Annotated in this window: 20 protein-coding genes; 15 read left to right on the plus strand and 5 right to left on the minus strand. The window is 69.2% G+C overall.

Annotated features, from left to right (window positions below):
- Window positions 1–42: 42 nt before the first annotated feature.
- Complete coding sequence (locus tag PV734_RS03600; protein ID WP_319098760.1) at window positions 43–1,776, minus strand: glycoside hydrolase family 6 protein; 1,734 nt, start codon at window positions 1,774–1,776, stop codon at window positions 43–45.
- Between the two features lie 637 nt (window positions 1,777–2,413).
- On the opposite strand from PV734_RS03600, the gene PV734_RS03605 reads away from it, so the two are divergent.
- The 3 genes from PV734_RS03605 (at window position 2,414) to PV734_RS03615 (ending at window position 8,009) form a co-directional block, all read left to right on the plus strand.
- Window positions 2,414–5,332, plus strand: coding sequence for a glycoside hydrolase family 48 protein (locus PV734_RS03605; RefSeq protein ID WP_319288735.1), 2,919 nt, complete (start codon window positions 2,414–2,416; stop codon window positions 5,330–5,332).
- Window positions 5,333–5,581: 249 nt separating this feature from the next.
- On the plus strand, window positions 5,582–6,715 hold the full coding sequence (locus tag PV734_RS03610) for a GH12 family glycosyl hydrolase domain-containing protein (protein WP_319288736.1): 1,134 nt from the start codon (window positions 5,582–5,584) through the stop codon (window positions 6,713–6,715).
- A gap of 271 nt (window positions 6,716–6,986) precedes the next feature.
- Complete coding sequence (locus PV734_RS03615; protein ID WP_319098756.1) at window positions 6,987–8,009, plus strand: LacI family DNA-binding transcriptional regulator; 1,023 nt, start codon at window positions 6,987–6,989, stop codon at window positions 8,007–8,009.
- A 496-nt stretch (window positions 8,010–8,505) separates the two neighbouring features.
- Here the strand turns inward: PV734_RS03615 and PV734_RS03620 are convergent, their stop codons facing one another.
- The 3 genes from PV734_RS03620 to PV734_RS03630 all read right to left on the minus strand — a co-directional run bounded on the left by PV734_RS03620 (window position 8,506) and on the right by PV734_RS03630 (window position 11,809).
- Window positions 8,506–9,252, minus strand: coding sequence for an EthD domain-containing protein (locus PV734_RS03620; protein ID WP_319098755.1), 747 nt, complete (start codon window positions 9,250–9,252; stop codon window positions 8,506–8,508).
- Complete coding sequence (locus PV734_RS03625; protein ID WP_319288737.1) at window positions 9,246–10,577, minus strand: MFS transporter; 1,332 nt, start codon at window positions 10,575–10,577, stop codon at window positions 9,246–9,248. The genes PV734_RS03620 and PV734_RS03625 overlap by 7 nt, the downstream gene beginning before the upstream one ends.
- Window positions 10,578–10,867: 290 nt before the next feature.
- A complete protein-coding gene (locus PV734_RS03630) occupies window positions 10,868–11,809 on the minus strand; it encodes a LysR family transcriptional regulator (RefSeq protein WP_319288738.1) in 942 nt (313 codons plus the stop codon).
- 130 nt (window positions 11,810–11,939) lie between these two features.
- Here PV734_RS03630 and PV734_RS03635 point away from each other — a divergent pair, with 130 nt between their 5' ends.
- The 9 genes from PV734_RS03635 to PV734_RS03675 all read left to right on the plus strand — a co-directional run bounded on the left by PV734_RS03635 (window position 11,940) and on the right by PV734_RS03675 (window position 20,868).
- On the plus strand, window positions 11,940–12,935 hold the full coding sequence (locus PV734_RS03635; RefSeq protein ID WP_319288739.1) for a fumarylacetoacetate hydrolase family protein: 996 nt from the start codon (window positions 11,940–11,942) through the stop codon (window positions 12,933–12,935).
- Entirely contained in the window at window positions 12,932–13,897 is a 966-nt protein-coding gene (locus PV734_RS03640; RefSeq protein WP_319288740.1) for a cyclase family protein, read from the plus strand. Before PV734_RS03635 ends, PV734_RS03640 begins: the two co-directional genes overlap by 4 nt.
- Before the next feature lie 23 nt (window positions 13,898–13,920).
- A complete protein-coding gene (locus PV734_RS03645; RefSeq protein ID WP_319098750.1) occupies window positions 13,921–15,051 on the plus strand; it encodes an FAD-dependent oxidoreductase in 1,131 nt (376 codons plus the stop codon).
- Window positions 15,048–16,076, plus strand: coding sequence for an amidohydrolase family protein (locus PV734_RS03650; RefSeq protein WP_319098749.1), 1,029 nt, complete (start codon window positions 15,048–15,050; stop codon window positions 16,074–16,076). The genes PV734_RS03645 and PV734_RS03650 overlap by 4 nt, the downstream gene beginning before the upstream one ends.
- A gap of 27 nt (window positions 16,077–16,103) precedes the next feature.
- The gene (locus PV734_RS03655; RefSeq protein ID WP_319098748.1) at window positions 16,104–17,042 is read left to right on the plus strand and encodes a VOC family protein; all 939 of its coding nucleotides are present in this window, start codon (window positions 16,104–16,106) and stop codon (window positions 17,040–17,042) included.
- Between the two features lie 119 nt (window positions 17,043–17,161).
- A complete protein-coding gene (locus PV734_RS03660; protein ID WP_319098747.1) occupies window positions 17,162–18,133 on the plus strand; it encodes a fumarylacetoacetate hydrolase family protein in 972 nt (323 codons plus the stop codon).
- On the plus strand, window positions 18,130–18,900 hold the full coding sequence (locus PV734_RS03665) for an SDR family oxidoreductase (RefSeq protein WP_319098746.1): 771 nt from the start codon (window positions 18,130–18,132) through the stop codon (window positions 18,898–18,900). The genes PV734_RS03660 and PV734_RS03665 overlap by 4 nt, the downstream gene beginning before the upstream one ends.
- A gap of 365 nt (window positions 18,901–19,265) precedes the next feature.
- On the plus strand, window positions 19,266–19,955 hold the full coding sequence (locus PV734_RS03670; RefSeq protein ID WP_319098745.1) for an SMI1/KNR4 family protein: 690 nt from the start codon (window positions 19,266–19,268) through the stop codon (window positions 19,953–19,955).
- Window positions 19,956–20,208: 253 nt separating this feature from the next.
- A complete protein-coding gene (locus PV734_RS03675) occupies window positions 20,209–20,868 on the plus strand; it encodes a hypothetical protein (RefSeq protein ID WP_319098744.1) in 660 nt (219 codons plus the stop codon).
- A 262-nt stretch (window positions 20,869–21,130) separates the two neighbouring features.
- Here the strand turns inward: PV734_RS03675 and PV734_RS03680 are convergent, their stop codons facing one another.
- Entirely contained in the window at window positions 21,131–21,574 is a 444-nt protein-coding gene (locus PV734_RS03680) for a hypothetical protein (RefSeq protein ID WP_319098743.1), read from the minus strand.
- Between the two features lie 703 nt (window positions 21,575–22,277).
- Here PV734_RS03680 and PV734_RS03685 point away from each other — a divergent pair.
- The 3 genes from PV734_RS03685 to PV734_RS03695 all read left to right on the plus strand — a co-directional run bounded on the left by PV734_RS03685 (window position 22,278) and on the right by PV734_RS03695 (window position 23,895).
- Complete coding sequence (locus PV734_RS03685; RefSeq protein WP_319288741.1) at window positions 22,278–23,027, plus strand: transposase; 750 nt, start codon at window positions 22,278–22,280, stop codon at window positions 23,025–23,027.
- Between the two features lie 126 nt (window positions 23,028–23,153).
- Window positions 23,154–23,423, plus strand: a complete 270-nt coding sequence (locus PV734_RS03690; protein ID WP_319098741.1) for a transposase — start codon at window positions 23,154–23,156, stop codon at window positions 23,421–23,423.
- A 43-nt stretch (window positions 23,424–23,466) separates the two neighbouring features.
- Window positions 23,467–23,895: a DUF4240 domain-containing protein gene (locus PV734_RS03695; protein WP_319288742.1), complete on the plus strand. Its 429-nt coding sequence runs from the start codon at window positions 23,467–23,469 to the stop codon at window positions 23,893–23,895.
- Window positions 23,896–23,953: the final 58 nt, after the last annotated feature.

Below are 23,953 nucleotides of genomic sequence, written 5' to 3' on the forward strand. Positions count from 1 at the left end.
GCCGTACGACCGGCCCCGGCGGCCACTCACCGTGTCACAGGGTTACGGCAGGGGTGGGTAGGCGTTCTGCGTGAGCTGCTGGAACTGGGCGGAGAACCAGTGTCCGGCGAGGGGTGCGTTCGGCAGGGAGCCCGTGGGGTTGTTGCCGTTGCGGGCGTTGCCGCCGTAGGTGGGGTCGCACATGCGGTCGAAGCCCTTGCCCTCGTCGTTGGGCACGGCGGCGCTGTTGCCGTCGGACTCACCCGGCGGCTTGACCCACACGTAGGCGTCGACGCCGGTGGCGGGAGCGGCGGTGGGACGCTCACCGATTCCGGCACCGCTCTGGTTGCACCAGTTGCCGGCGTGGAGACGCCGGTCGATGCGGCCGGCGTCGACGTATGCGTCCACCGAGGTCGACGGACCGGGTCCGGCGGGCCGGGCGGAACCGCCCCAGCCGTTGCGGGAGGTGTCGATCAGCATGCCGAGGCCGGAGTCGAACCCGGCTGCCACCAGCTTGTCCCGCAGCCCGAGCGCGAACGACTGCTCGTCCACGTACTGGTTCCAGTCCACCCACTTCGCCTGACGTATGGTCTGCCCGTTCACCATGTCGGTGACCTTGAGGTTGGGCTCCTTGGCGGGGCTGTAGTTGGCGGTGTTGACGATGAACCCGGCCACATCGCTCACGCTCGCGCCGTTGGTCGTGGCGACCTTGGCGAACTCCTGCACGGACGGGCCGAGGTTGCTGTCCCAGCCGAGCCAGCCGTGGTGGCCGGCGTCGATGTAGTTGTAGACGTTGGAGAGGGCGCCGAGCTTGTCGAGGGCGTAGGAGACACCCTTCTCGTAGTTGCCGTTGCTCTTCATGGTCACGCAGGCGTCGGTGGTGGTGGGCGTGCCGCCGGCGTTGGTGACCAGGTTGGGCAGCGAGTCGGGCTCGATGACGGTGGCGATCCGCAGGCCCGCGTACTTCGACTCGGCCAGCAGCGAGGTGATCGGGTCGATGTACTGGGACTTGTACTTGGCAAGGTCGTTCGGACCGAGTTCGCCGTTGGAGGCGAGGGCGGCGCAGTCACGGCCCGGCAGGTCGTAGATGACCAGCTGGACGACGAGTTCCCCGCTCCCCTTCTGCTTCAGCGCCTCGTCCAGGTGTGCCCGCAGGCCCATGCCGCCGTTCACGCCGTTGACGGCGGCGATCCGGTCCAGCCACACGGCGGTGGGTTGGTTGGAGATGCGGCTGCCGCCGGGTTCGGCGGCAGCCTTCGCGGACCACTCCGGGTTCACGTAGACCTTGGCACCGACATAGGGGTTGGCGGCCTTCGGCCCACCCGGGCCGGGGTCGGTCGGTCCCGGATCCGTCGGTCCCGGGTCGGTCGGTCCGCCGCCGTCGACGTTGCAGGTCGCGCCGTCGAGGGTGAACGTGGCCGGGATGGCGTTGGTTCCGTTGTAGGACGCCTGGAATCCGAAGGCGGCCGAACCTCCGGTGCCGAGCGTGCCGTTGTAGCTCTCGTTGGCGGCCGTCACGGCGGTGCCGCTCTGGCTGACCTTCGCGTTCCAGCCGTTGCTGATCGCCTGGTTGCCGGCGTACGACCACTTCAGCGACCAACTCGACTTGGCCGCACCGTTGTTGGTGATCGTGACGGCGGCGGTGAAGCCGGTGTCCCACTGGTTCTGCACCTTGTAGTCCACGGTGCAGGGCGCGGCTGCGGCGGCGGCACCGGCCGGGCCGGCGACGACGGCGGCGCCGGAGGTCCCGGCGAGCAGCGCCAGCGCGCTGAGCAGTGACATTCGTGTGCGACTCATGAGAGGGGTTCCTTCTTCTTCTGGGTGCGGGCGGCTCTGAGAGCGAGCAGGCGATCGCGTGCCCGGAGCGGTTGGGGGTAACTGCCGCCACCGGGGCACGGCACGGCCAGGCGTTCGAGCGAGGTGCACACGGAACGAAGCCGTCCCGCGTGATACCGGTGCCCCGGCCATGTGCCCTGTGGAGGACAGGCGTTGGAGGACAGACGTTGATGTGATGGCGTGCTGTGCGGCCTGCTGTCAGGCGCTGATCCGCACCGAGGCGGCCGCCGTACGGGGGTTCGTCGACCGTCGGCACGTGTCCCACGGGCCGACAAGGCCGAAGTGAGCGCAGCCCGCATGGGCGGCGATGAAAGGTGCTGTACGCGGAGGGTGTCGCATGAGCGACTCCTTTCATCCGGGCGCGTTGTGATGGCTGCGCCCAGTGATGGAACCGCTCCCACTGGTGCGACGGACGCTAGCGCCAACTGCCGCGTTTTCACAGGGTGGTTGCTTAACTTTCTGTACGGCGAATCGGTTCGAACGATTCATTTCCTCAACGTCTTGACCTGAACGGTGTCCGTCCTCAAGATGGGAGCGCTCCCACTGGTTCATGCCTTCACCCCCCACCGAGCCGCATACGGCAAGGAGGAACCAGCACATGGATCCCGGACGTAAGCGCAGAGCCGCGCGGCGGTTGTGGACCGCTGTGGCGGCCGCGTTCGCCCTGCCCCTGTCGATGCTCGCCGCTGGCCCAACACCCGCCCAGGCGGCGGGTGTTCAGTGCCGTGTCGACTACAGGACCAACGACTGGGGCTCCGGCTTCACGGTCGATCTCACCCTCACCAATCGCGGAACCGACGCCATCAACGGCTGGACCGTGACATACGGCTACACGGGCAACCAGAAGCTCGTGAACGGCTGGAACGGTACCTGGTCGCAGTCCGGGCAGACGGTCACCGCGCAGAACGCCTCGTACAACGGGACCATCGCCGCAGGTGCCGCGGTGTCCGCGGGCGCGCAGTTCGGCTACAGCGGAGCGAACGCGGCACCCACCTCCTTCGCGGTGAACGGCACTCCCTGCAACGGTGCGCACCAGCCGCCGATGACCGTCCTGACCAGCCCCAAGCCGGGTGCCGTCTACGCCAAGGGGGACCCGGTCCCGCTCGCGGCGACCGCGGCGGCCGCCGACAACGCGGCGATCAGCAAGGTCGAGTTCTACGACGACACCACCCTGCTCGGTGCCGATTCGAGCGCGCCGTTCTCGCTGTCCGTGTCGGACTTGGCCGTGGGCGGTCATTCCCTGGTGGCGAAGGCGTACGACAGCCTGGGCGCGTCCGGTGAGTCCACGCCGGTCGGCATCACCGTCTCGACGGGACCGGCACTTGTGCTGTCGCCCAGTCAACTCGCCGTGCAGCAGGGCAAGTCGGCAGACTTCTCCGTGAAGCTCTCGACGCAGCCGACCTCGAACGTGGCCGTGAGCGTGGAGCGTTCCAGCGGCAACACGGGACTGTCGGTGACCAGCGGATCGTCGCTGACCTTCACACCGTCCAACTGGAGCACCGCGCAGCAGGTGACGGTGACGGCGGACGCCTCGGGGACCGGCGCCGCCACGTTCACGGCATCGGCCGCCGGCTACGCCAAGGCGACGGTCACCGTCACGGAGCTGGCCGCGTCCAAGACGTACGACGCGCGCTTCCTGGACCTCTACGGCAAGATCACCAACCCGGCGAACGGCTACTTCTCTCCGCAGGGCATTCCGTACCACTCGGTGGAGACGCTGATCGTCGAGGCGCCGGACCAGGGCCACGAGACGACGTCGGAGGCCTACGGCTATCTGCTGTGGCTGCAGGCGATGTACGGCAGGGTCACGGGGGACTGGTCCAAGTTCAACGGTGCGTGGTCCCTGATGGAGAAGTACATGATTCCCACCCACGCCGACCAGCCCACCAGCGGTTTCTACAACGCCTCCAAGCCGGCCACCTACGCGCCGGAGGCGGACACGCCGAACGAGTACCCGGTGAAGCTCGATTCGTCGGTCTCCGTCGGGACGGACCCGATCGCCGGTGAGCTGAAGTCCGCCTACGGCACGGACGACGTGTACGGCATGCACTGGATCGAGGACGTCGACAACGTCTACGGCTTCGGGAACACGCCCGGTGGCAGTTGCGAGGCCGGGCCCACGGCGAGCGGAGCGTCGTACCTGAACACCTTCCAGCGCGGTCCTCAGGAATCGGTCTGGGAGACGGTGCCACAGCCGACCTGTGACGCCTTCAAGTACGGCGGCAGGAACGGGTATCTGGACCTCTTCACCGGTGACAGCTCCTACGCCAAGCAGTGGAAGTACACGGACGCCCCGGACGCCGACGCGCGTGCGGTGCAGGCCGCGTACTGGGCGGACGTCTGGGCGAAGGAACAGGGCAAGGGCGGCGATGTGTCGGCCACCGTCGCCAAGGCGTCGAAGATGGGCGACTACCTGCGGTACGCCATGTTCGACAAGTACTTCAAGAAGATCGGCAACTGTGCAGGCCCGACCACCTGCCCGGCCGGCACCGGCAAGGACGCCTCGCACTACCTGCTGTCCTGGTACTACGCCTGGGGCGGCGCCGCCGACACCAGCGCCGGCTGGGCCTGGCGCATCGGCTCGAGCCACTCCCACAGTGGCTACCAGAACCCTCTCGCGGCCTATGCGCTCAGCTCCTACGCCGACCTGAAGCCGAAGTCGGCGACCGGTGCGAGCGACTGGAGCAAGTCACTGCAGCGTCAGATCGAGTTCTACCGGTGGCTGCAGTCGGACGAGGGGGCCATCGCGGGCGGCGCGACCAACAGCTGGCAGGGCCGTTACGCCACGCCGCCGTCGGGCACACCGACCTTCTACGGGATGTACTACGACGAGCAGCCCGTCTACCACGACCCGCCCTCCAACCAGTGGTTCGGCTTCCAGGCGTGGTCCATGGAGCGGGTGGCCGAGCTCTACCAGCAGACGGGCAACCTCCAGGCGAAGGAGGTCCTCGACAAGTGGGTCAAGTGGGCGCTGTCCAAGACCACGATCAACCCGGACGGCACCTACCGGATTCCTTCCACGCTCCAGTGGTCGGGCAAGCCGGACACCTGGACCTCCTCAAGTCCCGGCGCCAACAGCGGGCTTCACGTCACCGTCGCCGACTACACCAACGATGTCGGAGTGGCCGCCGCGTACGCCAAGACCCTGAGCTACTACGGCGCCAAATCCGGCGACGCGGTGGCCAAGGCGACGGCGAAGGCGCTGCTGGACGGCATGTGGAACAACTACCGGGACAGCCTGGGGATCGCCGTCCCCGAGACCCGTACCGACTACAGCAGGTTCAATGACAGCGTCTACGTGCCGAGCGGCTGGACCGGCAAGATGCCGAACGGTGACGCGATCAGCTCCTCGTCGACCTTCCTTTCCCTCCGGTCCTTCTACAAGAACGACCCGGCCTGGTCGAAGATCGAGGCCTACCTGAAGGGCGGCGCCGCCCCCGTCTTCACCTACCACCGGTTCTGGGCCCAGGCCGACATCGCACTGGCCATGGGCTCGTACGCGGAGCTCCTCGAATAGCCCCCGCCGCGGCTCCGCGTACCTGACTCCGTCGCATGCGGACGGGGTCGCGCGGCCGGACGGCCCCCACCCTTCGGGGCCGTCCGGCTCCCCGGAATCCGGTACAGCGCACATGGACTGCCCCAGGGCGCACCCCTTACGGTCTTGTCAGGGGCATGCACATAATTGCAATCGTCCGAGTTTTGGGAGCGCTCCCAAATCTTTGGCCAATGATCTGTCAGTTCTTGAAAGCACCCGCGGAGGAACTGCATGCAACCCGTACAGCACAAGTCAGGAACGCGAGCCCTGTGGGGCGCCGTGCTGACCTCTCTCGTCGCACTCGCGGCACTTCTCACCGCCGCTCCCGCGTCGCAGGCCGACACCACGATCTGTGAGGCGTTCGGCACCACCACGATCCAGGGCCGCTACGTCGTCATGAACAACCGCTGGGGCACCAGCGCCGCCCAGTGCATCTCGGTCACGGACTCGGGCTTCAGGGTCACCCAGGCCGACGGCTCGGTCCCGACGAACGGCGCCCCGAAGTCGTACCCGGCCGTGTACAACGGCTGCCACTACACCAGCTGCTCGCCCGGCACGAACCTCCCGGCCCGGATCGGCTCCATCGCGAGCGCGCCCTCGGGCATCTCCTACAGCTACGTGAGCGGCGCCGCCTACGACGCCGCCTACGACATCTGGCTGGACCCGACCCCCCGTACCGACGGCGTGAACCGCACCGAGATCATGATCTGGTTCAACCGTGTGGGGTCCGTGCAGCCGGTGGGCTCGCCCGTCGGCTCCGCCACCGTGGCCGGACGCCAGTGGCAGGTGTGGTCCGGCAACAACGGCTCCAACGACGTTCTGTCCTTCGTCGCGCCGTCGGCGATCGACAGCTGGAACTTCGACGTCATGGACTTCGTCCGGCAGGCCGTCTCCCGCGGACTCGCCCAGGACAACTGGTACCTGACGAGCGTTCAGGCGGGCTTCGAACCCTGGCAGAACGGCGCGGGGCTGGCGGTCACCTCGTTCTCGTCCAGTGTGAACCTCGGCGGCGGTACGGGTGGCGGTGGCGGCGGTACGGGTGGCTCGCCGGCCTGCAAGGTGGCCTACGGCACGAACGTGTGGCAGGGAGGGTTCACGGCGGACGTCACCGTGACCAACACGGGCTCGTCACCCGTCGACGCCTGGAAACTCGGGTTCACGTTGCCGGCCGGGCAGAAGGTCACGAGTGTGTGGAGCGCCGAGATCTCACCCTCGTCTGGAGCTGTGACGGCCGGCGGTATGGCCTACAACGCGTCCATCGCACCGGGCGGCCAGGTCTCCTTCGGGTTCCAGGGCACCTATGACGGCGCCTTCGCCAAGCCGGCCGCGTTCAGCCTGAAGGGCACGTCCTGCGCCATCGCGTGAGGGTACCGGGACGGGCAGCCTGAGCCGCTGTCCTGACGGCCTGCCCGCGTCCGACCGCACGCACCCGGCACCGCGGATCCACTCGGCCGGCATCTCTGCCCGGCCGGGTGGATCCGCGGTCGCTTGCCGGGTTTCGGCGGGCTCTGACGCACCGGACCACCGCTGTCGAGGCTTCCCTCACCACCGAGACCGGTCGATCATGTGCGGAAGGCAAGTGCCCCGGTCCTCCGCCCCGTAAGATCGGTGATCTGGCGGGTGGGGGGAGACGGTCATGGCCAGGCGACGACCTGGAGCGCCGACTCTGGAGGAGGTGGCCACCCACGCCGGGGTAGGACGGGGCACGGTCTCCCGGGTCATCAACAACGCGGCTGGTGTGAAGGAGTCGACGCGCCGGGCGGTACAACGCGCTGTCGAAGAACTGGGGTACGTGCCCAATCTCGCGGCCCGGTCCCTGGCCGGGCAGCGTGCGGACGCCGTGGCCCTCGTGCTGACGGAGCCGGACTGGAGACAGTTCGCGGAGCCGTTCTTCTCGGAGGTCGTCCGTTCGCTCGGCGACGCGCTGGCGGACACCGGGATGCAGCTGATGCTGACCCTGGTCCGCTCGGAGACCGAACGGCAGCGCTTCCTGGAGTACGCGCGCGGCGGCCGGGTCGACGGAGCCCTGCTGATGTCGGTACACGCGGACGACAGGCTGCCGGACATGCTCGCCGAGGCACGGCTGCCGACCGTGCTGCTGGGGCGCCGCTCGGGCGACGAGTACGTGAGCTACGTCGACGCCGACAACGTGGGCGGCGCCCGAAACGCCGTCTCCCACCTTGTGAAACAGGGCCGTACGGCGATCTCCACCATCACGGGCCCGTTGGACATGTACGTCGCGCAGTGCCGACTGCGCGGCTATCAGGAAGCGCTGGCGCTGGCCGGTCTGAAGGCGTCACGGTCCTGGGTGGCGGAGGGTGACTTCTCCGAGGAGAGCGGTCGTCGCGCCATGGCGGAACTCCTCGGACGGCACCCCGAGATCGACGCCGTCCTCGCCGCGTCGGACACCTCGGCGGCCGGGGCACTGCACACACTGCGCGCGGCCGGACGGCGGGTACCCGAGGACGTCGCCGTCATCGGTTTCGACGACTTTCCACTGGCCCGGCGCACCGAGCCGCCACTGACCACCGTGCGACAGCCGGTGGAGCAGATGGGGCGGGCCATGATCAGGCTGCTGCTGGAGGAGATGGAGGAACAGTCCGTGGCCTGGCGCCACGTCATCCTCCGCACAGAGCTGGTCGTCCGGGAGTCGTCCTGACAGTTCTCGACAAGGTGGCGTCGAAGCCCGGCGAGCCGGTTCGGGACTCGCCGGGGTCCTGAGCAGGGGTGCGTTCCTGGCCCGGCGTGGCCGCACAGTGGTCACTGCGCAGCCACCCGGCAGCGTCGTCGCACAGCTTGCGGGCCATCGGCGACCGTGACGGCCGACCGGTGTATCAGTGCTGGATGAAACGGACTTGGGATCCCGAAGCAGGCCGAGCTGGTCGATGTTCCCTGCCGTGAGCGTCCCGAGCCGATCTGCGGCCTCCCTCGCACGGGCCCGTCGAGCGAGGCGATCTCCGCGTGCAGCTCCTGGACGGCGTTGAGCACCCGGTGTGTGCGGGCGACGAAGGTCTGCCTGCCCACGGACCTGCGCGAGCGGCCCTGCTGCGGCCTGGCCCGGCGCTCACACGCCACCTCCGCGGAGAAACTGCGGCGGCGCGCAGGGCGGTGGCCTCTCGACCGCTGTCGTACGGCTCTGACGAACCCGCTTGCGGTCATGGCTGTTCGAAGATCGTCACCTCGCGGCAGTACAGAACGAACGAGCGGGACGGGTCGTAGAAGCGGCCGCTCTCCGCCGACAGCTCGCGCAGCGACCGCTCGTACGCGGGGAAGTGGGTCAGGGCCTCGTCCGCGGAGTCGTAGTACAGGGTGGTGACCGCCTCGTACACAGGCTGTCGCGCACCGCCGAAGTGGCGCAGTGCCTGCTCGGCTCCCGGTACCCGCACGTGCTGGGCGTTTCCGAGTATCACCTTGGTGTGCGGCTCGTCCTGGGAGAGGGCGACCTCGTGGGCGGCGAGCGACCGTTGGGTGAAGTCGTCCGGGCTCACACCGTCCGCCCTGCTCAGGAAGTGCAGCACCTTGACCCGTCCGTCGTCCTCGGACGGTGCTGGCGGTGTCGCCGCCACGGGCCGGGCCGGCAGGGCCAGGGCGGAGGGCATGTCGTTGAAGTGGGCGCCGTCGGGGCCGATGACCTCGCGCGTGTACGGGTCGGACATCGTCGCGGCCAGTGCGTTCAGGTCGTCGAACTGGAGCTCGGTGACGGCGTCCCGGCCGAAGTCGGTCAGGTACGAAAGGTCCTCCTCGCTGCCGAAGGACGCGTCGAAGACGTGGTTCTGGACGTAACGCCGAACCCCGAGCGGCTTCGCGGCGGACAGGGGGCCGTGCACATGCCGGAGGTAGTGCGCGAACGCCTGCCGCGTCATGCCCGGCTTGCGGCGGACGGCGGCGATCAGGGTCAGCATTCGGTGGTCTTCCTGGGGGCGAGGTGGGAGGGCATCGCGGGGATGCCCGCGATCTGCTGGATCGGTGCGGAGGCGGCCACGGCACGGCGACGGGCGGCGAGGCCGAGGACGGCGCCCGCGACGGCCCCGAAGAGGGCCAGTACGCCCATGGAGTTCGCGGTGGAGCCGACGAGGGCGGTCAGCGCGAGCACCACCAGGGGACAGAGGAACTGGCCCAGGAAGAAGGATCCTGTCCACAGGCCGGTACCACGGCCGCGGTCGGCGTAGTGGAGTTTGGACATGGCGAGGGTGAGGAGGCTCGGCAGCATGAGGCCGCTGCCCAGGCAGTTGATGACGGCTCCGATGGTCAGCACGACGGGGTTGGGGGCGAGCCAGACCACCGCGAAGCCGAGGGCACACAGGCTGAAGGCGATGGGCAGCCAGTCCTGCGGGCCGCGGCCGGCCTTGGCGAAGGCGACGGAGCCGGCCACGATCGCGGCACTGGTGATGGCGGTGGCCAGTCCGATCTTGCCGGTCTCGGTCACGCCCATGTCATCGAGGAGGAAGGCCATCTCCACCTGGAGTGTGTAGAAAAGGACGGCGCCGAAGACCGTCAGGGCGCATGTGCCGGCCAGTGGACGCCAGGGGAAGGGCCGTCCGGCTGTCGGTTCGGAGACGGTGGGGGAGGGGGCGTTCGTGTGGTCGTCGGGTTGGGGCCGGGGCAGGAAGGCGGCCATGGCGGGGGCGAGCAGCAGGCTCCCGGCGTAGGCCCAGAACGGTGCGCGCCAGCCGGCTGATCCGGCCGCCCCGCCCAGGATGAGGAAGGCCGTCGCGGAGATCGCGGCGCACATCGTCTGCATCGCGAGGTAGCGGTCGCGTTGCCGTCCGGAGTAGTAGTCGCCGATGAGGGTGGTGCAGCAGGTCATGATGGCGGCTTCGGTGACGCCGACGAGGGCGCGGCTGACGACGATGGCTCCGAGGGAGTCCAGCCACAGGGGGGCGGTGCCGAGGAGCGCGTAGAGCACGGTCGCGACGACGAGCAGGCGCTTGCGGCCCAGCCGGTCCACGAGAACCCCGGCGAAGGGGGCCAGCAGTGCCAGCGACAGGGCGGGAATCGTCAGCGCCATGGGGACGAGTACGTCGGCACCCGGCACGTCGGCGAAGTGGTCCCGCATCCGGGGCAGGACGGGGGCGATGAGCACCGCGCCGAGGATGGGCAGACAGGCGCCGGCCATCAGCAGCGTGACGCGAAGCCGATGTCCGGGGCCGGACACGACCTGCTCGGACGGGGTGTCCGCCACGGCATGGGAGGGCGGACCGGGAAGCGGAAGCAGGGGTGCAGGCATGCGGGAACTCCACGTGGCGTGTCGGGAGGGTACGGGTGGTGCGGCCGTCATGGTCGGCCGTCCGGCACCCGTGGAGGATGTTCAGGGGGCGCCTAGGACTGCCGGGCGCCTGCGCGCTCCCGGCAGCGGGGTGACGGTGCGGCTCCGGCGCCGGGTTGAGACGACTATGGGCCAACGGGCAGGGCCTGCCTAGCCCTCGTCCGATCGATATCCAAGATGTGGATCATCCAAGGTCTGGATGCTGGGCGCTTCTGACAGCGCGCTGTGTCGATCCCGCCATGTGGATCCCGCTATGTCGATGGCGATGCGGTAAGACGGCCGGGCTCCGACACGGTGAGCTCGGCCCCGACACGCGCTGTGATCTCGCGCAGCCAGATGTGCGCCGCGTCGTGGGTGTGCACCGGATGCCACCACAGCGCCTCCTGGAGCGGAACCACCGAGAAGGGCGGTTCCATGAGGCGTACCGGGGCCACACCGCTCAGCAGCTCGGCCAGGCGCTGCTGTATCAGCGCGATCCGACGGGTGCCGGCGACCATGAAGGGCAGTGCCTGAAAGCTGTCCACGAAGATCTCCACGTGGGGGTCGACGCCGAGCATGCTGAGCTGCCGCGCGGCGGGGGCGTCGTGGGCGCGCTGGTAGACGACCCAGGGCAGCCGCGCGAGGTCGTCCATGGTGAGCCGGTCGCCGACCTCGTCGTTCGTGTCGGCGACCAGGAAGGCCCAGCGGTCGGTGAAGAGGTCGACGGCGGGGAAGCCGCTGATGACGCCGTGCGGCATCAGGAGCCCGTCGGCCGTGCTGAGCAGGTTGGCGGTGTCCTCGGTGACGTCGCCGGGCGTGCGCTGGAAACGCAGCCGCACTCCTGGGGCCTCGGCGTGCACGGTCCGGGCGAGTTCGGCGCCGAACACGGTGAGCGCGTAGTCGGAGGTGAGTACGGTGAACTCGTACTCCTCGCTGCCCGGGGCGAAGTCGGCCCTGCTGCTGAAGACGCGTTCCAGCAGGTCGCAGGCGGTCGAGGTGCGATCCAGAAGAGCGCGGCCGAGGGCGGTCAGTTCGTAACTCCTGCCGACGCGGGACAGCAGGTCGTCGTCGAAGTGACGGCGCAGGCGGGCCAGGGCCGCGCTCATCGCCGGCTGGCTGAGTCCGACGCGCTGCCCGGCGCGGGTGACGTTGCGTTCCTCCAGCAGCGCCCGCAGGGACATGACGAGATTGAGGTCGAGGCCGGAAAGGGACACGACGCCTCCAGAGCGTGGCTGCTGGTCACAGTTGCATCTACCAGGCAGATGATCAACATCTAAAGAATCTATTTCCCAGATTAAGAGATGCGCGCCAGATTGTGTGCATCGCAATCTGGAGGACATCCCCGTGAAACCCGCAGCCGCTTCCCAGTCCTTCTCCGGACCCTTCGCCCTCGGCACCCTCTCCGCCCCCGACGGACCCCCGTATCCCGGTCTGGTCGTGCCCGGAGACCGTGTGCTGGATCTGCGCACCGCTCTCAAGGAACCCGCCCTGACCGGCCGGGAGGTCTTCGAACGCTGGGAGGAGCTGCTCCCTCGCCTGCGCGACCTCGCGTCCGACGAGTCGGCCGCGTGGCAGCCCCTGGAGGGCCTGCGGGTGCACGCCCCCGTCGAGCCGCGGCAGATCTTCCAGTCCGGTGCCAACTACCGGCAGCACGTGATCGACCTGGAGGCCGCCCACCGCTCTCCCGACGATCCGCGCACCGTCGAGGAGGCGCGCGCCGAGATCGCCGCGGTCATGGACCGACGGGCGGCCGAGGACCTGCCGTACGTGTTCATCGGCCTCCCGAGCACGATCGCAGGCCCCTACGACGATGTCGTACTCCCGAACTGGGCCGAACAGCCCGACTGGGAGCTGGAGTTGGCGGCCGTCATCGGCAAGCCGGCCTACCGGCTGTCCGTCGAGGAGGCGCTGGAGTACGTCGCCGGCTACACCATCGCCAACGACCTCACCGACCGCGCCACCGTGTTCCGCCGGGACATGAAGGCCATCGGAACGGACTGGCTGCGCTGCAAGAACGCTCCCGGTTTCACGCCGCTCGGGCCGTGGATCGTCCCCGCCGAGTCGGTCGCCGACCCGGCGGACCTGCAGGTCACGCTGACGCTCAACGGCAGCACCATGCAGGACGAGTCGACGAAGGACATGCTCTTCGGCGTCGCCCGCCTGGTGTCGTACATCTCCAGGACGTCCCGTCTCCTGCCCGGCGACCTGGTGCTGACCGGCAGCCCCGCCGGCAACGGCCTCCACTGGGGACGCCTGCTGCGCGACGGCGACGTCATGGAGGGCTCCATCACCGGGCTCGGCGTGCAGCGCACCCGCTGTGTGGCGGAGGGACCGGCATGAGCCTGAACCGGCGCGATCCCGAGGAGGCGATCGCCGAGGCGGCCAAGCGCTGCTCGAACTGGGGGCGTTGGGGCGCGGACGACGTCCTCGGCACCCTGAACTTCCTGGACGATGCCAAGCGCCGCGAGGGTGCCGCCCTGGTCCGCCGGGGCGTCAGCTTCTCCCTGTCGCAGCGGTTCGACATGAACGGCCCGCAGAAGGGCTGGCGTCGGCGCACGAACCCCGTCCACACCATGCTCGACACCGGCACCGACGCCGCCCTCGGCAACCAGGGCTTCCCGCACGGCATCGGCGGCGCCGACGACGTGATCGCGATGCCGCTGCAGTGCTCCACCCAGTGGGACGGGCTCGGGCACATCTTCGACCACGGCAAGGCGTGGAACGGCCGGGACGCCGAGAAGGTCGTCACCTCCGACGGCGACCTCGTCACCGGCATCGAACACATGGCGCCGTACGTCGCCGGCCGCGGCGTGCTGCTCGACGTGGGACGGGTCCTCGGGACCGGTGGGGGAGAGCTGCCTGACGGGTTCGCCATCACCGACGAACACCTCACCGCGACCGTCGAGGCGCACGGCGTGACCGTCGGTCGCGGGGACCTCGTGATCGTCCGGACCGGACGGCTGACGCGCGCCCGCCGCGAGGGCTGGGGCGACTACGCGGGCGGTGACTCACCCGGCCTGTCCTTCACCACGGCCGGCTGGCTGCACACGAGCGAGATCGCCGCGATCGCCACCGACACCTGGGGCTTCGAGGTACGCCCGAACGAATTCGACGGCGCCTTCCAGCCGCTGCACCAGGTCGCCATCCCCAACATCGGGCTGCTGATCGGCGAGATGTGGGACCCGGACGCACTCGCCGCCGACTGCGCGGCCGACGGCGTGTACGAGTTCTGGCTCACCGCCGCACCCCTGCCCATCACCGGCGCCGTCGGCTCCCCCGTCAACCCGGTCGCCGTCAAATGACCAGTCCAACAAAGGAGTTGGCGATGGAAAGCAAGAGAGCGAAGAAGGTCCTGGTCATCGGAGGGGGCATGTCGGGCAACGTCCTGACCGTCCTGCTGCGCCGGGCCGGAATCGACGTCGACCTCGTCGAGATCAAGCCGGACTGGAACGTACGCGGCTCCGGCATCACCCTCCAGGGCAACGCCCTGCGCGTACTGCGCGAGACCGGTGTCTGGGACGAGGTCCGCGAACACGGCTTCGGTTTCGACACCCTGGGCATGGCCGCGCCCGACGGCACAGTGTTCCACGTCGGCGAGGTCGTCCGCACCGGCGGGGACGAACTGCCCGCCACCCTGGGCATGCAACGCCCGGTGCTGCAGCGCATCCTCATCGAGGCCGTCCGGGCCTCCGGCGCGAACGTCCGCCTCGGCACCGGCACCGAGATCGTCGACCAGGACGACGCGTCGGTGACCGTCCGCTTCAGTGACGGTACCGAGGGCCGCTACGACCTCGTCGTCGCCGCCGACGGCCTCAACTCCACGACCCGCGCCGCCATCGGCATCGACGACAAGCCCGAGCCGACCGGCATGGCCATCTGGCGCACCCCGGCGCCCCGCCCGGCCGGAGTAAGACGCAGTGACCTCACCTTCGGAGGCCCCTGCTTCATCGCCGGCTACACCCCCACCAGTGAGAACACGATCTACGCCATCCTGGTGGAGCGCTCCCGGGACCGCGCCACGATCCCGCCCGAGACCTACGCGCGGGAGATGCGCCGACTCGCCGAGGGCTACGGCGGTGTCTGGGAGGAGATCCGCGAGTCGATCACCGACCCCGCGCAGGTCAACTACACCTGGTTCGATCAACTGCTGGTGAAGGGTTCCTGGCACCGCGGCCGGGTCATCCTCATCGGTGACGCCGCGCACTGCTGTCCGCCCACCATGGCGCTGGGCGCGGCCATGGCCCTGGAGGACGCCTGGGTGCTGGCCCAGATCCTGACCGAGGGACCCCCGTGGGACACCGAGACGCTCACGCGCTACTACGAGCGTCGGATCGACCGGGTACGGATGGTCGTCGACGCGTCCGTGCGGATCGGGCAGTGGCAGCTCGACGGTGTGCGCGGTGACCTGCCCGGGCTGATCGATCCCATCATGGCCACGCTCAGGGAGCTGCCGTGACAGTCCACAGTCCCGACGCCGGCACCCGCCCCACCCCGACGGTCGACGTCCACGCACACGTCCTGCTTCCCGAGGCCGAGGCCCTGGTGGCCGACAAGCCCGGCCTCGCCGAGGCCCGGGCACTGGACGCCCGCCGCAACGGACAGGCAGCCCTCACCGTCAGCGGCCCCATGGTGCGCGCGCGCATCCCGAAGCTGACCGACGTCACCGTGCGCCTCGCGGCCATGGACGCGCAGGGCGTGGACATCCAGCTGGTCAGCCCTTCCCCGTCGCACTACCACTACTGGGCGGACGAGAACACGGCCGAGAAGCTGTGCCTCCTCGCGAACGAGGCGACTGCCGCGCACTGCGCGCAGGCGCCCGGCCGGCTGCGCGGCCTCGGGCTCGTTCCGCTGCAACACCCCCAGCTGGCGGTGCGAGCGCTCGAGCACGCCATGGGAACCGGCCTGCTGGGCGTCGAGATCTCCTCCCACGCGCCGGGCCGCGAGCTGTCGGACCCGGCGTACGAACCCTTCTGGAGCCGGGCCGAGGAGACGGGCGCGATCCTCTTCCTGCACCCCTTCGGCTGCACACTCGACGAGCGCCTCGACCAGTGGTACCTGTCCAACACCGTCGGGCAGCCCACGGAGAACGCGGTCGCCCTGTCCCATCTCATCTTCTCCGGCGTCCTCGACCGGCACCCGGAACTGAAGCTGATCGCCGCACACGGCGGCGGCTACCTGCCCACCCACATCGGCCGCTCCGACCACGCCTGGTCCGCTCGCTCGGACGCGGGAGCGGGCTGCGCCCACCTGCCGAGCAGCTACCTCCAGCGGATCTGGTTCGACTCCCTGGTCCACGACCCGCGCGTCCTGCGGGAGTTGATCCACGTCGTCGGCGCCGACCGGGTCCTGCTCGGCTCCGACTTCCCCTTCGACATGGGCACGGAGGACCCCGTCGGGGCGTTGCGCGCCGCGCATCTCCCGGACGCCGACTTCCACGCCGTCCGCAGCCGCAACGCGGCGACCCTGCTGCGCCTGACCTGAATCTCGACACGAGAAGGAACCCCCACCATGAGCGCACGCCTGCTCACCCACCTCCGGCACGTCGACCTCGCCGTGCCCGACTACGACAAGCAACTCGACTTCTACGCCGGCGTCTGGGGCCTGACCAAGGTCGCCGAGGACTCCGGCATCTCCTTCCTGGCCGCCGAGGGCTCCCCGGAGCAGTACGTCGTGCGGCTGCGCAAGGCCGACGAGAAGCGCCTCGACCTCGTCTCGTACGGCGCCGCGAGCGTCGCCGACGTGGACACCCTCGCCGGTCAACTGCTCGTGTCGGGTGTGCAGTTGATCTCCCAGCCGGACAAGGTCGACACCCCCGGCGGCGGCTACGGCTTCCGCTTCTTCGACATCGACGGCCGCACCATCGAGGTCTCCGCGGACGTCGCCGTACGGCAGCACCGCAGGATCGAGGAGAAGGAGTCGATCCCGGTCAAGCTGTCCCACGTCGTCCTCAACTCCCCGGACCTGAACCGCACCCGGGAGTGGTACGAGACCCACCTCGGCTTCCGCCTCTCCGACACCCTCATGCACCCGCGAATGGGCGAGGCGATGCACTTCATGCGGATAAGCAACCAGCACCACTCCATGGCCATCGCCCAGGGCCCGCACACCGCCCTGCACCACGTCTCCTTCGAGCTGCGGGGCATCGACGAGTACATGCGCGGCACCGGCCGGGTGATCCAGGCGGGTGTCAAGAAGGTCTGGGGCCCGGGTCGGCACCTGGCGGGCGACAACACCTTCAGCTACTTCCTCGACCCGCACGGCAACACCGTCGAGTACACCACCGAGCTGGAGCTGCTCGACGAGGACACCTGGCACCCGCACGTCTACGACTTCTCACAGCCAGAGGTCGCCGACCAGTGGGGCACCGCCAACCCGATGAACGAGCTGGTCGCCAAGGAGTCCTTCAACGACGTCGACCGCGGCGTGTTCGTCGCCCCGCCGGTCTGACCCACCACCGGCCCGAACCCCGAACCCCGGGGACGCGGCGGCCCTGTCAACTCCCCTGACTCCCCAGCCGCGTCCCCGGTCCATTCGCCCCAGCCAACTGTCGGAGCCCGGAGCCGTCCATGCGTTTCGCCACCTATGAACACAGAGACCACCGCCAGGTCGCCGTCGTCGCGGAGGACGGCACCCTGCACCCGGTTCCCGGGGCGCACTCGCTCACGGAGCTGATCCGCTCCGGTGACGGACTCGGCGCACTGCTGAACGCCGGCGCCACCACACTCGACCTCCCGCCGGGGCCCCATGCCTCAGAGGTGCGGCTGCTGCCGCCGCTGGAGCCGCCCACCGTTCGGGACTTCGTCACCTTCGAGGAGCACGTCGAGGGCGTACGGCGGTCCGTGGACGGCGTGGGGGGTGTGCCCGACGCCTGGTACGACGCGCCGACCTTCTACTTCACCAACCCCTACGCGCTGATCGGTGCCCACGACGACGTTCCCGTGCCGCCCGGGAGCAGCGTGCTCGACTTCGAGCTGGAAGTCGCCGCCGTCATCGGCCGGGAAGGCCGGGATCTCAGCGCCCGGCAGGCACGCGACCACATCGTCGGTTACACCATCTTCAACGACTGGTCCGCGCGTGACCTGCAGTCCCGTGAGATGCAGGTCCGCCTCGGCCCGTGCAAGGGCAAGGACACCGCCGCCACCCTCGGCCCGTACCTGGTGACCGCCGACGAGCTGGAGTCGTACCGGGACACCGACGGGTTCCTGCGCCTCGGGCTCACCGCCGCCGTCAACGGCGAGGTCGTCGGCAAGGACCTGCTGTCCAACATGAGCTGGACCTTCGAGGAGATGGTGGCTTACGCCTCCCGAGGCACCCTCGTCCGCCCGGGCGACGTACTCGGATCGGGCACCTGCGGCAACGGCGGCTGCCTCGCTGAACTGTGGGGCGTGCGGGGCGAGCAGTCACCGCCTCCCCTGAAGCCCGGCGACACGGTCACGCTCACGGTGGACGGCATCGGCGCCGTCTCCAACACCGTGGTCGTCGGCAGCGACCCGCTGCCGCTGCCGACAGCCCGCCGTCGCCCCCGGGAGCGGCCGTGACCGCCCCGCACCCCAAGAGACTGCTCGGCAAGGTCCTCGTCGTCACCGGCGCCGCGCGCGGCCAGGGCGCCGCCGAGGCCGAGGCCCTGACGCGCGAGGGCGCCCACGTCATCGCCACCGACGTGACCGAGGCCCCCGGCTGCCGCCTCCTCGACGTCACCGACGACAGACAGTGGGCGGAACTCGCTGCCGAACTGCACGCGACGTACGGGCGGATACACGGCCTGGTCAACAACGCGGGCATCACCTGGCGGGCCCGCGTCGGCGACGTCACCCCCGACGACCTCGCCCGCGTCCACGCCGTCAACGTCACCGGCCCGCTGCTGGGTATCCAGCATCTCGCACCACTGATGCCGCCCGGAGCGTCCGTCGTCAACGTCGGCTCCACCGCCGCGCTCACCGGTCACTACGCGGTCGCCTACACGACCAGTAAATGGGCGCTGCGCGGCTTGTCGAAGACGGCCGCCATGGAGCTCGGCCCGCGCGGCATCCGCGTCAACACGATCCACCCCGGTTTCATCGAGACCGAGATGACCGCCTCCGCGGCGCCCGTCTTCCGCGAGGCGAACATCCGAGAGACCCCGCTCGGCCGCACCGGTACGGTCGATGAGGTCGCCCCGCTCGTCGTCTTCCTGCTGTCCGACGAGTCCTCGTTCATCACGGGAGCAGAGATCCCGGTCGATGGCGGCCTCACCGCACACGGCGGCATCAAGTCCATTGCGGACACCATGAGTTCGGCCGCAGCGCCGGGCAAAGGCAAGGGCTGAAGGGGACCCACTCTCATGAACAAGGTGCACGTGGAGAGTGCGGTTCGGCGTCGCACGATGTGACACCAGAGAGGAAAAGGGACGGACCGCCCTCGACCGCGTCGGCTACCGCACGAGTCGGAACGAGGCGGGGCGGCCGCCTCTTGCCGTTGCCGGATCCCGCACGCTCGCCGCGCTGTGGCTGCCCGTGCTGACGGAGCGCGGCGAGCTGGTGGTCCGTCAGGCGCGGGCGCGTCACGCGCGTCTGGACCCGGCGAAGCGGACCGAGCCGTACGCTCCGGGCGAGGCGGCGGCCGCCTACGCCAGCGCACCCGGGGCGACTTTATCGGGTGAGAGCGCCGTTGCCTCGGTCTACAGTTCGACTCATGGGGGTGACGATGTGGAGTGGGGTCCGCGAGCGGGTGGAGGCGCTGGCCCGGGTGGACGAGGCACAGCAGGTCTTCGGGGCCTGGGACCTGGCCGGGGGATCGGGTCATCACTTCCGGTTCACGGATCCGCTGTCGGAGCCGGAGGTCTGCGAGGCGGAGGAGCAGTGGGGTCTCTCGCTGCCGGCGGAGTACCGGGGTTTCCTGCTTGAGGTCGGTGCCGGCGGTGCAGGGCCGGGTTACGGGCTCAGCGTCCTGCGCCGGACGGACGGGGGATGGTTGTGGACCAATGTAGATCGCTCCCTGCGCCACGACTACCTGCGGCTTCCGTTTCTGACGGAGGAGGAGCGGTGGCGGGTTCAGGCGGAGCACGACGACAGGCAACCACTTCTGTCCGGCTTCGACGACGAAGAGGCGTACTTCGCGGCGTACAGCGCCTGGATGACCGCGGGTGACGAGCTCTTCGACCGGGTCACTTCCGGTGCGCTGAAGCTCAGTCACGAGGGCTGCGGTTACTGCGACTGGCTTGTGCTGACGGGCCCGGAGAGCGGCCGTATGTGGGCGGACGACCGCCCGGGGGACGGCGAGTTCCGCCCTGTCGGGGAGCCGCGGACGCCGGTGGGATTCGCACGTTGGTACCTCCACTGGGTGGAGGGTGCCGAGGCTGCCGCGCGTCGTCGTCCGCGATAGGAGAAGGGGTGTTGGGGAGGGCTGGTTGAACTGGTGTGCGTTGTGGGTGAGTTCAGCCTCTCCGGTTGAGGGGCGGCCACGCCGACCGCGAGCGGGACCGCGTGTCTTTCTCAGGGACGCCCGCCGCACCGGCGCAGTCACCGACAGGCGAGTGGGTGGTTGCCCGCCGCATCAACTGAGGCGGTATCCGGGGAGATCGAGACCGACGGCCGCAGCGCGGTGTGGGTAGGCGCGGACGAAGGAGGAGCGGGACGTGAGACTGATGATCACAGGTCGCCGTAGAGCTGCCCCTGGCCCGGGGGTGGAAGGCCGGTTCCAGGACATCGTCTGGCCCCTGACCTTCCCGGAAGCGCCCCGCGCCCGGGTCCACGCGTATGCGCTGGCCGTACTGGTAGTCGTCGCCTCGATGTGTGCGGCGTTCAAAGGCTTCTACTGGGCTGACGACCCCCAGGTCAGCCAGCACCGCGAAGGCCTGGGGGGATTGACGCAGGCGATGGTGTGGCCGTTCAAGAAGATGGCGGTGCCGCTCCTGCTGATGTGCGCCGTGCTGGCAGGCGCTCTGCGGTCCTGGCCCAGGAAGCCGTACCGGGTTCTGGCCGCCGTGGCCTGGCCTGTGTCGGCGCTCGCGATCTTCGTAGTGGTGCTCGACACCTCGCTGACGAACGACGCCGACTACTGCACGGGGAACGCGCCCGTGGATCCGGTCTCGTGGAACATGGTGGCCCTGTGCCTCGTGGCGGCGCTGGCCGCCGGTTCGTTGGCCGGGTGGATCGCCTGGGTTGTCTCAGGTCACAGGGCGCGGCCCATAGCGCTGTACGCGGTATGGCTCGCCACTATTGCCGCCACCGTTGTGCTGACCCTGGTCATGCCGCTCCACGCGGCTCAGACCTGCGGTCCACCCGGGATCGGCTGAAGACGGGGTGTCGCCCGCGAGGGTGCTGACGCGGTTCAGCGTACTTGCGCTGGGCCGGGACCGCCGTGTTCCCCCGGGTGCCGTCGAAGGTTCGGGAGCGTCGAGGAGCCGACGGTCCATCGCGGAGAACGCGGTGACGCGCAGGTGCAGCCCTGGCCGCGCCGTACGGTCACCCCTGCCCGAGCGCGGCCTGCTCAGCGGGCTCCAGTTCGGTGGTGCGAAGGAAGCCGGGTCGATTCTCTGACCGCCGAGCGGGTCATCCTCAGGGGCCTGCGAAGGTTTCGTTCATCCAGTCGCCGAAAGGCACAGAGTTGCTCGGAACGACTCTGGGGTTGGTCTTGTCGCCGGTGATCACGGCTTCCATGGTCTCGGTGAAGTCGACGAGCTTGTCCGCGTCGTACCCGGTGATCAACCGCAGGGACGCGGCGGTGGCTTTCACCCAGGACCTGTAGTCGCTGAGGAACTCCCGGAACAGTCCGATGCGATCTTCATCGGTCAGATACTTCTGAGGGTCGAGATCGCTGCAGCCGTTCCCCTGGTTTCCCGCTGCCTCGATCCAGAAGGCCTGCCAGTCCCGCAGCCACGCGACCTCCCGGTAGGCCGGACTGGCCTCGACGTACATCGCGGCGAGCGCCATGAAGGTGTCCTGCTGCAGGTCGTGGGCGTGCGCAGCGTTGGCGTGGAAGATGAACATCGAGTAACTCACAGGCTCCCCATGGGCGTTATCGTCCCACGAGCCCTGCCGCTGCCCGCGTACGCCCGTTCGATGTTCGGCGATCGATCCGCCTGGCGCAAGCCGACCAGGGGCGGAGTAGCCCCGCAAGCGGTGCGGAGACCGGGACTCGCGCCACGGTCAGCAGCGGTGACTCCGGAGCGCCGCTCGTGTCTGCCGACGTGGCTTCGTCCCGGTGGTGAGAGGAGGAGGGCAGGGGGGAGCGAGAACCACACGGCTTTTCCCTGGGTGGGCAGGGTGCCCCAGGTGGAGGCCAGCCCGCGCCGGAAGCGAGTGTGTACCTGCCGCCCTCTCCCTTTGCCGCACTGGGGGAATCGAACTGAACCATGGACGTCTCCTTGCGCGCGATGCGCTGCTGCAGGAACCGGCGTCACTGCCGGACCACCTCGGCCGTCCCGGCGGCCGGTGCGGTCCACGTTGTGGCCAGAACCCGGAACGTCGTCGTGAGTTGTCCCGACCGCGCGACGCCGTCCGAGCGGATACACAGCACCTACGAACGGCATCTTGCCGATGGCCCGGTGGGTGATCAGGCGGTACGGATCAATCTGTCCGTCCGACGGTTGTACTGCGAGAACGCTGGTTGTCCGCGCCGTACGTTCGCCGAGCAGGTCGATGGACTCACCGTGCGGTACGGCAGGCGGACTCCGGCTTCCGCAGGGTGCTGGAGGCGGTGGCCGTGGCTCTCGCCGGCCGCTCCGGGGCTCGTTTCGCCAAGGCCCTGCACAGTGTCGTGAGCCGGATGACGTTGCTCCGGCTGGTGATGGCCGTGCCCGATCCCGTTTGGGCTGTTCCGAAGGCGCTGGGGGTGGACGACTTCGCTACACGCCGCGGGCAGCACTACGGCACCGTCATCATCGACTGCGAGACTGGTCAGCCCCTGGACCTGCTGCCCGGCCGGGACGCCGGGACACTGGCCGCCTGGCTGCTGGCCCATCCCGGCTCGGAGGTCATCTGCCGGGACCGGGCCGGGTCCTACGCCGACGGCGCCCGCTCCGGAGCACCCCACGCGGTCCAGGTCGCAGACCCCTTCCACCTGCTGCAGAACCTCGGCACCGCGGTGGAACGCTGCGTGCGCCAGCACAACGCATGCCTCAAACCGCCTGACGCCGACGCAAACGGCATCGTGAACATCTCCTTCGCCGAGCCGGAGAACACGACGAAGGCGATGTCTCCCATCGAGGCCCGACAGCGTGAACGCCACGCGATCGTCCACGCCCTCCTTGACCAGGGACACGGCATCCGGGAGATCGCCCGGGAACTGCACATGGGCGGCAATTCCGTCCGCCGGGCCGCCCGAGCGGAAACACCCGAGCAGATGCTCAACGGCCGTCACCAGCCCCGGCCCAGCCAGCTTGACCCCTTCAAGGCACACCTGGACCGGCGCTGGGCCGAGGGCCACACCAACGCCATCCACCTGCACGACTAGCTCAAAGAGCTTGGCTGTCAGGGCAGCTACCAGATCATCAGCGACTACCTGCGGCCCCGCCGCCGACGGCGCATCCGCGTCGTCGGATCGGCGCCGCCGGGCGTCCGCCAGGTCACCGGCTGGCTGATGCGCCACCCCGACCGCCTGCGGGACGAGGAGCGCGAGGACAGGATCCTCGCCGCCCAGGCCGAGGACCTCCCCGAACTCCACAGTTTTGCGCACGGCCTGGAGAAGGACTGGGACGCCGTCCTCCAGGGACTGACCACCCACTGGAACTCCGGCCCCGTCGAAGGCCGGGTCAACCACATCAAGATGATCAAACGTCAGATGTTCGGCCGCGCCAAGTTCCCCCTGCTCCGCAAGCGGGTCCTCCTCACAGCGGCAGCGAACAGGTAACCAAGTAGGCGGAGTGTCAGACGCCTGCGTCATGCTCGCCGGCATGAACGAAGACGCCTTCTGGCAGCTCATCGAGGAATGCACACCCACCGGGCCGGACCCTGATTCCGAACAACTGGCAGTCGCGCTGACAGAGCGCCTAGCTCAGTCCCCGATGTTCGTCGTCACCGGCTTCGCCGAGCAACTGTCCTGGGCCCTTTACCGCTTGGACCGCGAGGAACTCGGACATGGCCTGTCCGGTGACGCATTCCTCTACACACGCTGCGCAGTCGTCGCCGCCGGCCGTGAAGCATTCGAAGGCGTACTCCAGGATCCGAGGGCCTTCGAACCGTTCGCCACCAACCTCATCTGGGCCGATAGCCTGCTCTACACGCCAGACCACGCCTACGAACGCATCACCGGCGAGGAATGGGACCGCCGCACTCGGTACTCCTACGAGTCGTACTCGAACACCGGCGGGTGGGCAGTCTGAACACCGTCGACGCCCATGGGACAGAGCCCGACCTCGGTGATCGACCTCACGGAATGTG

It is taken from the genome of Streptomyces sp. AK08-02 (genome assembly GCF_033795085.1).
GTDB classification, from domain to species: Bacteria; Actinomycetota; Actinomycetes; order Streptomycetales; family Streptomycetaceae; genus Streptomyces; species Streptomyces echiniscabiei.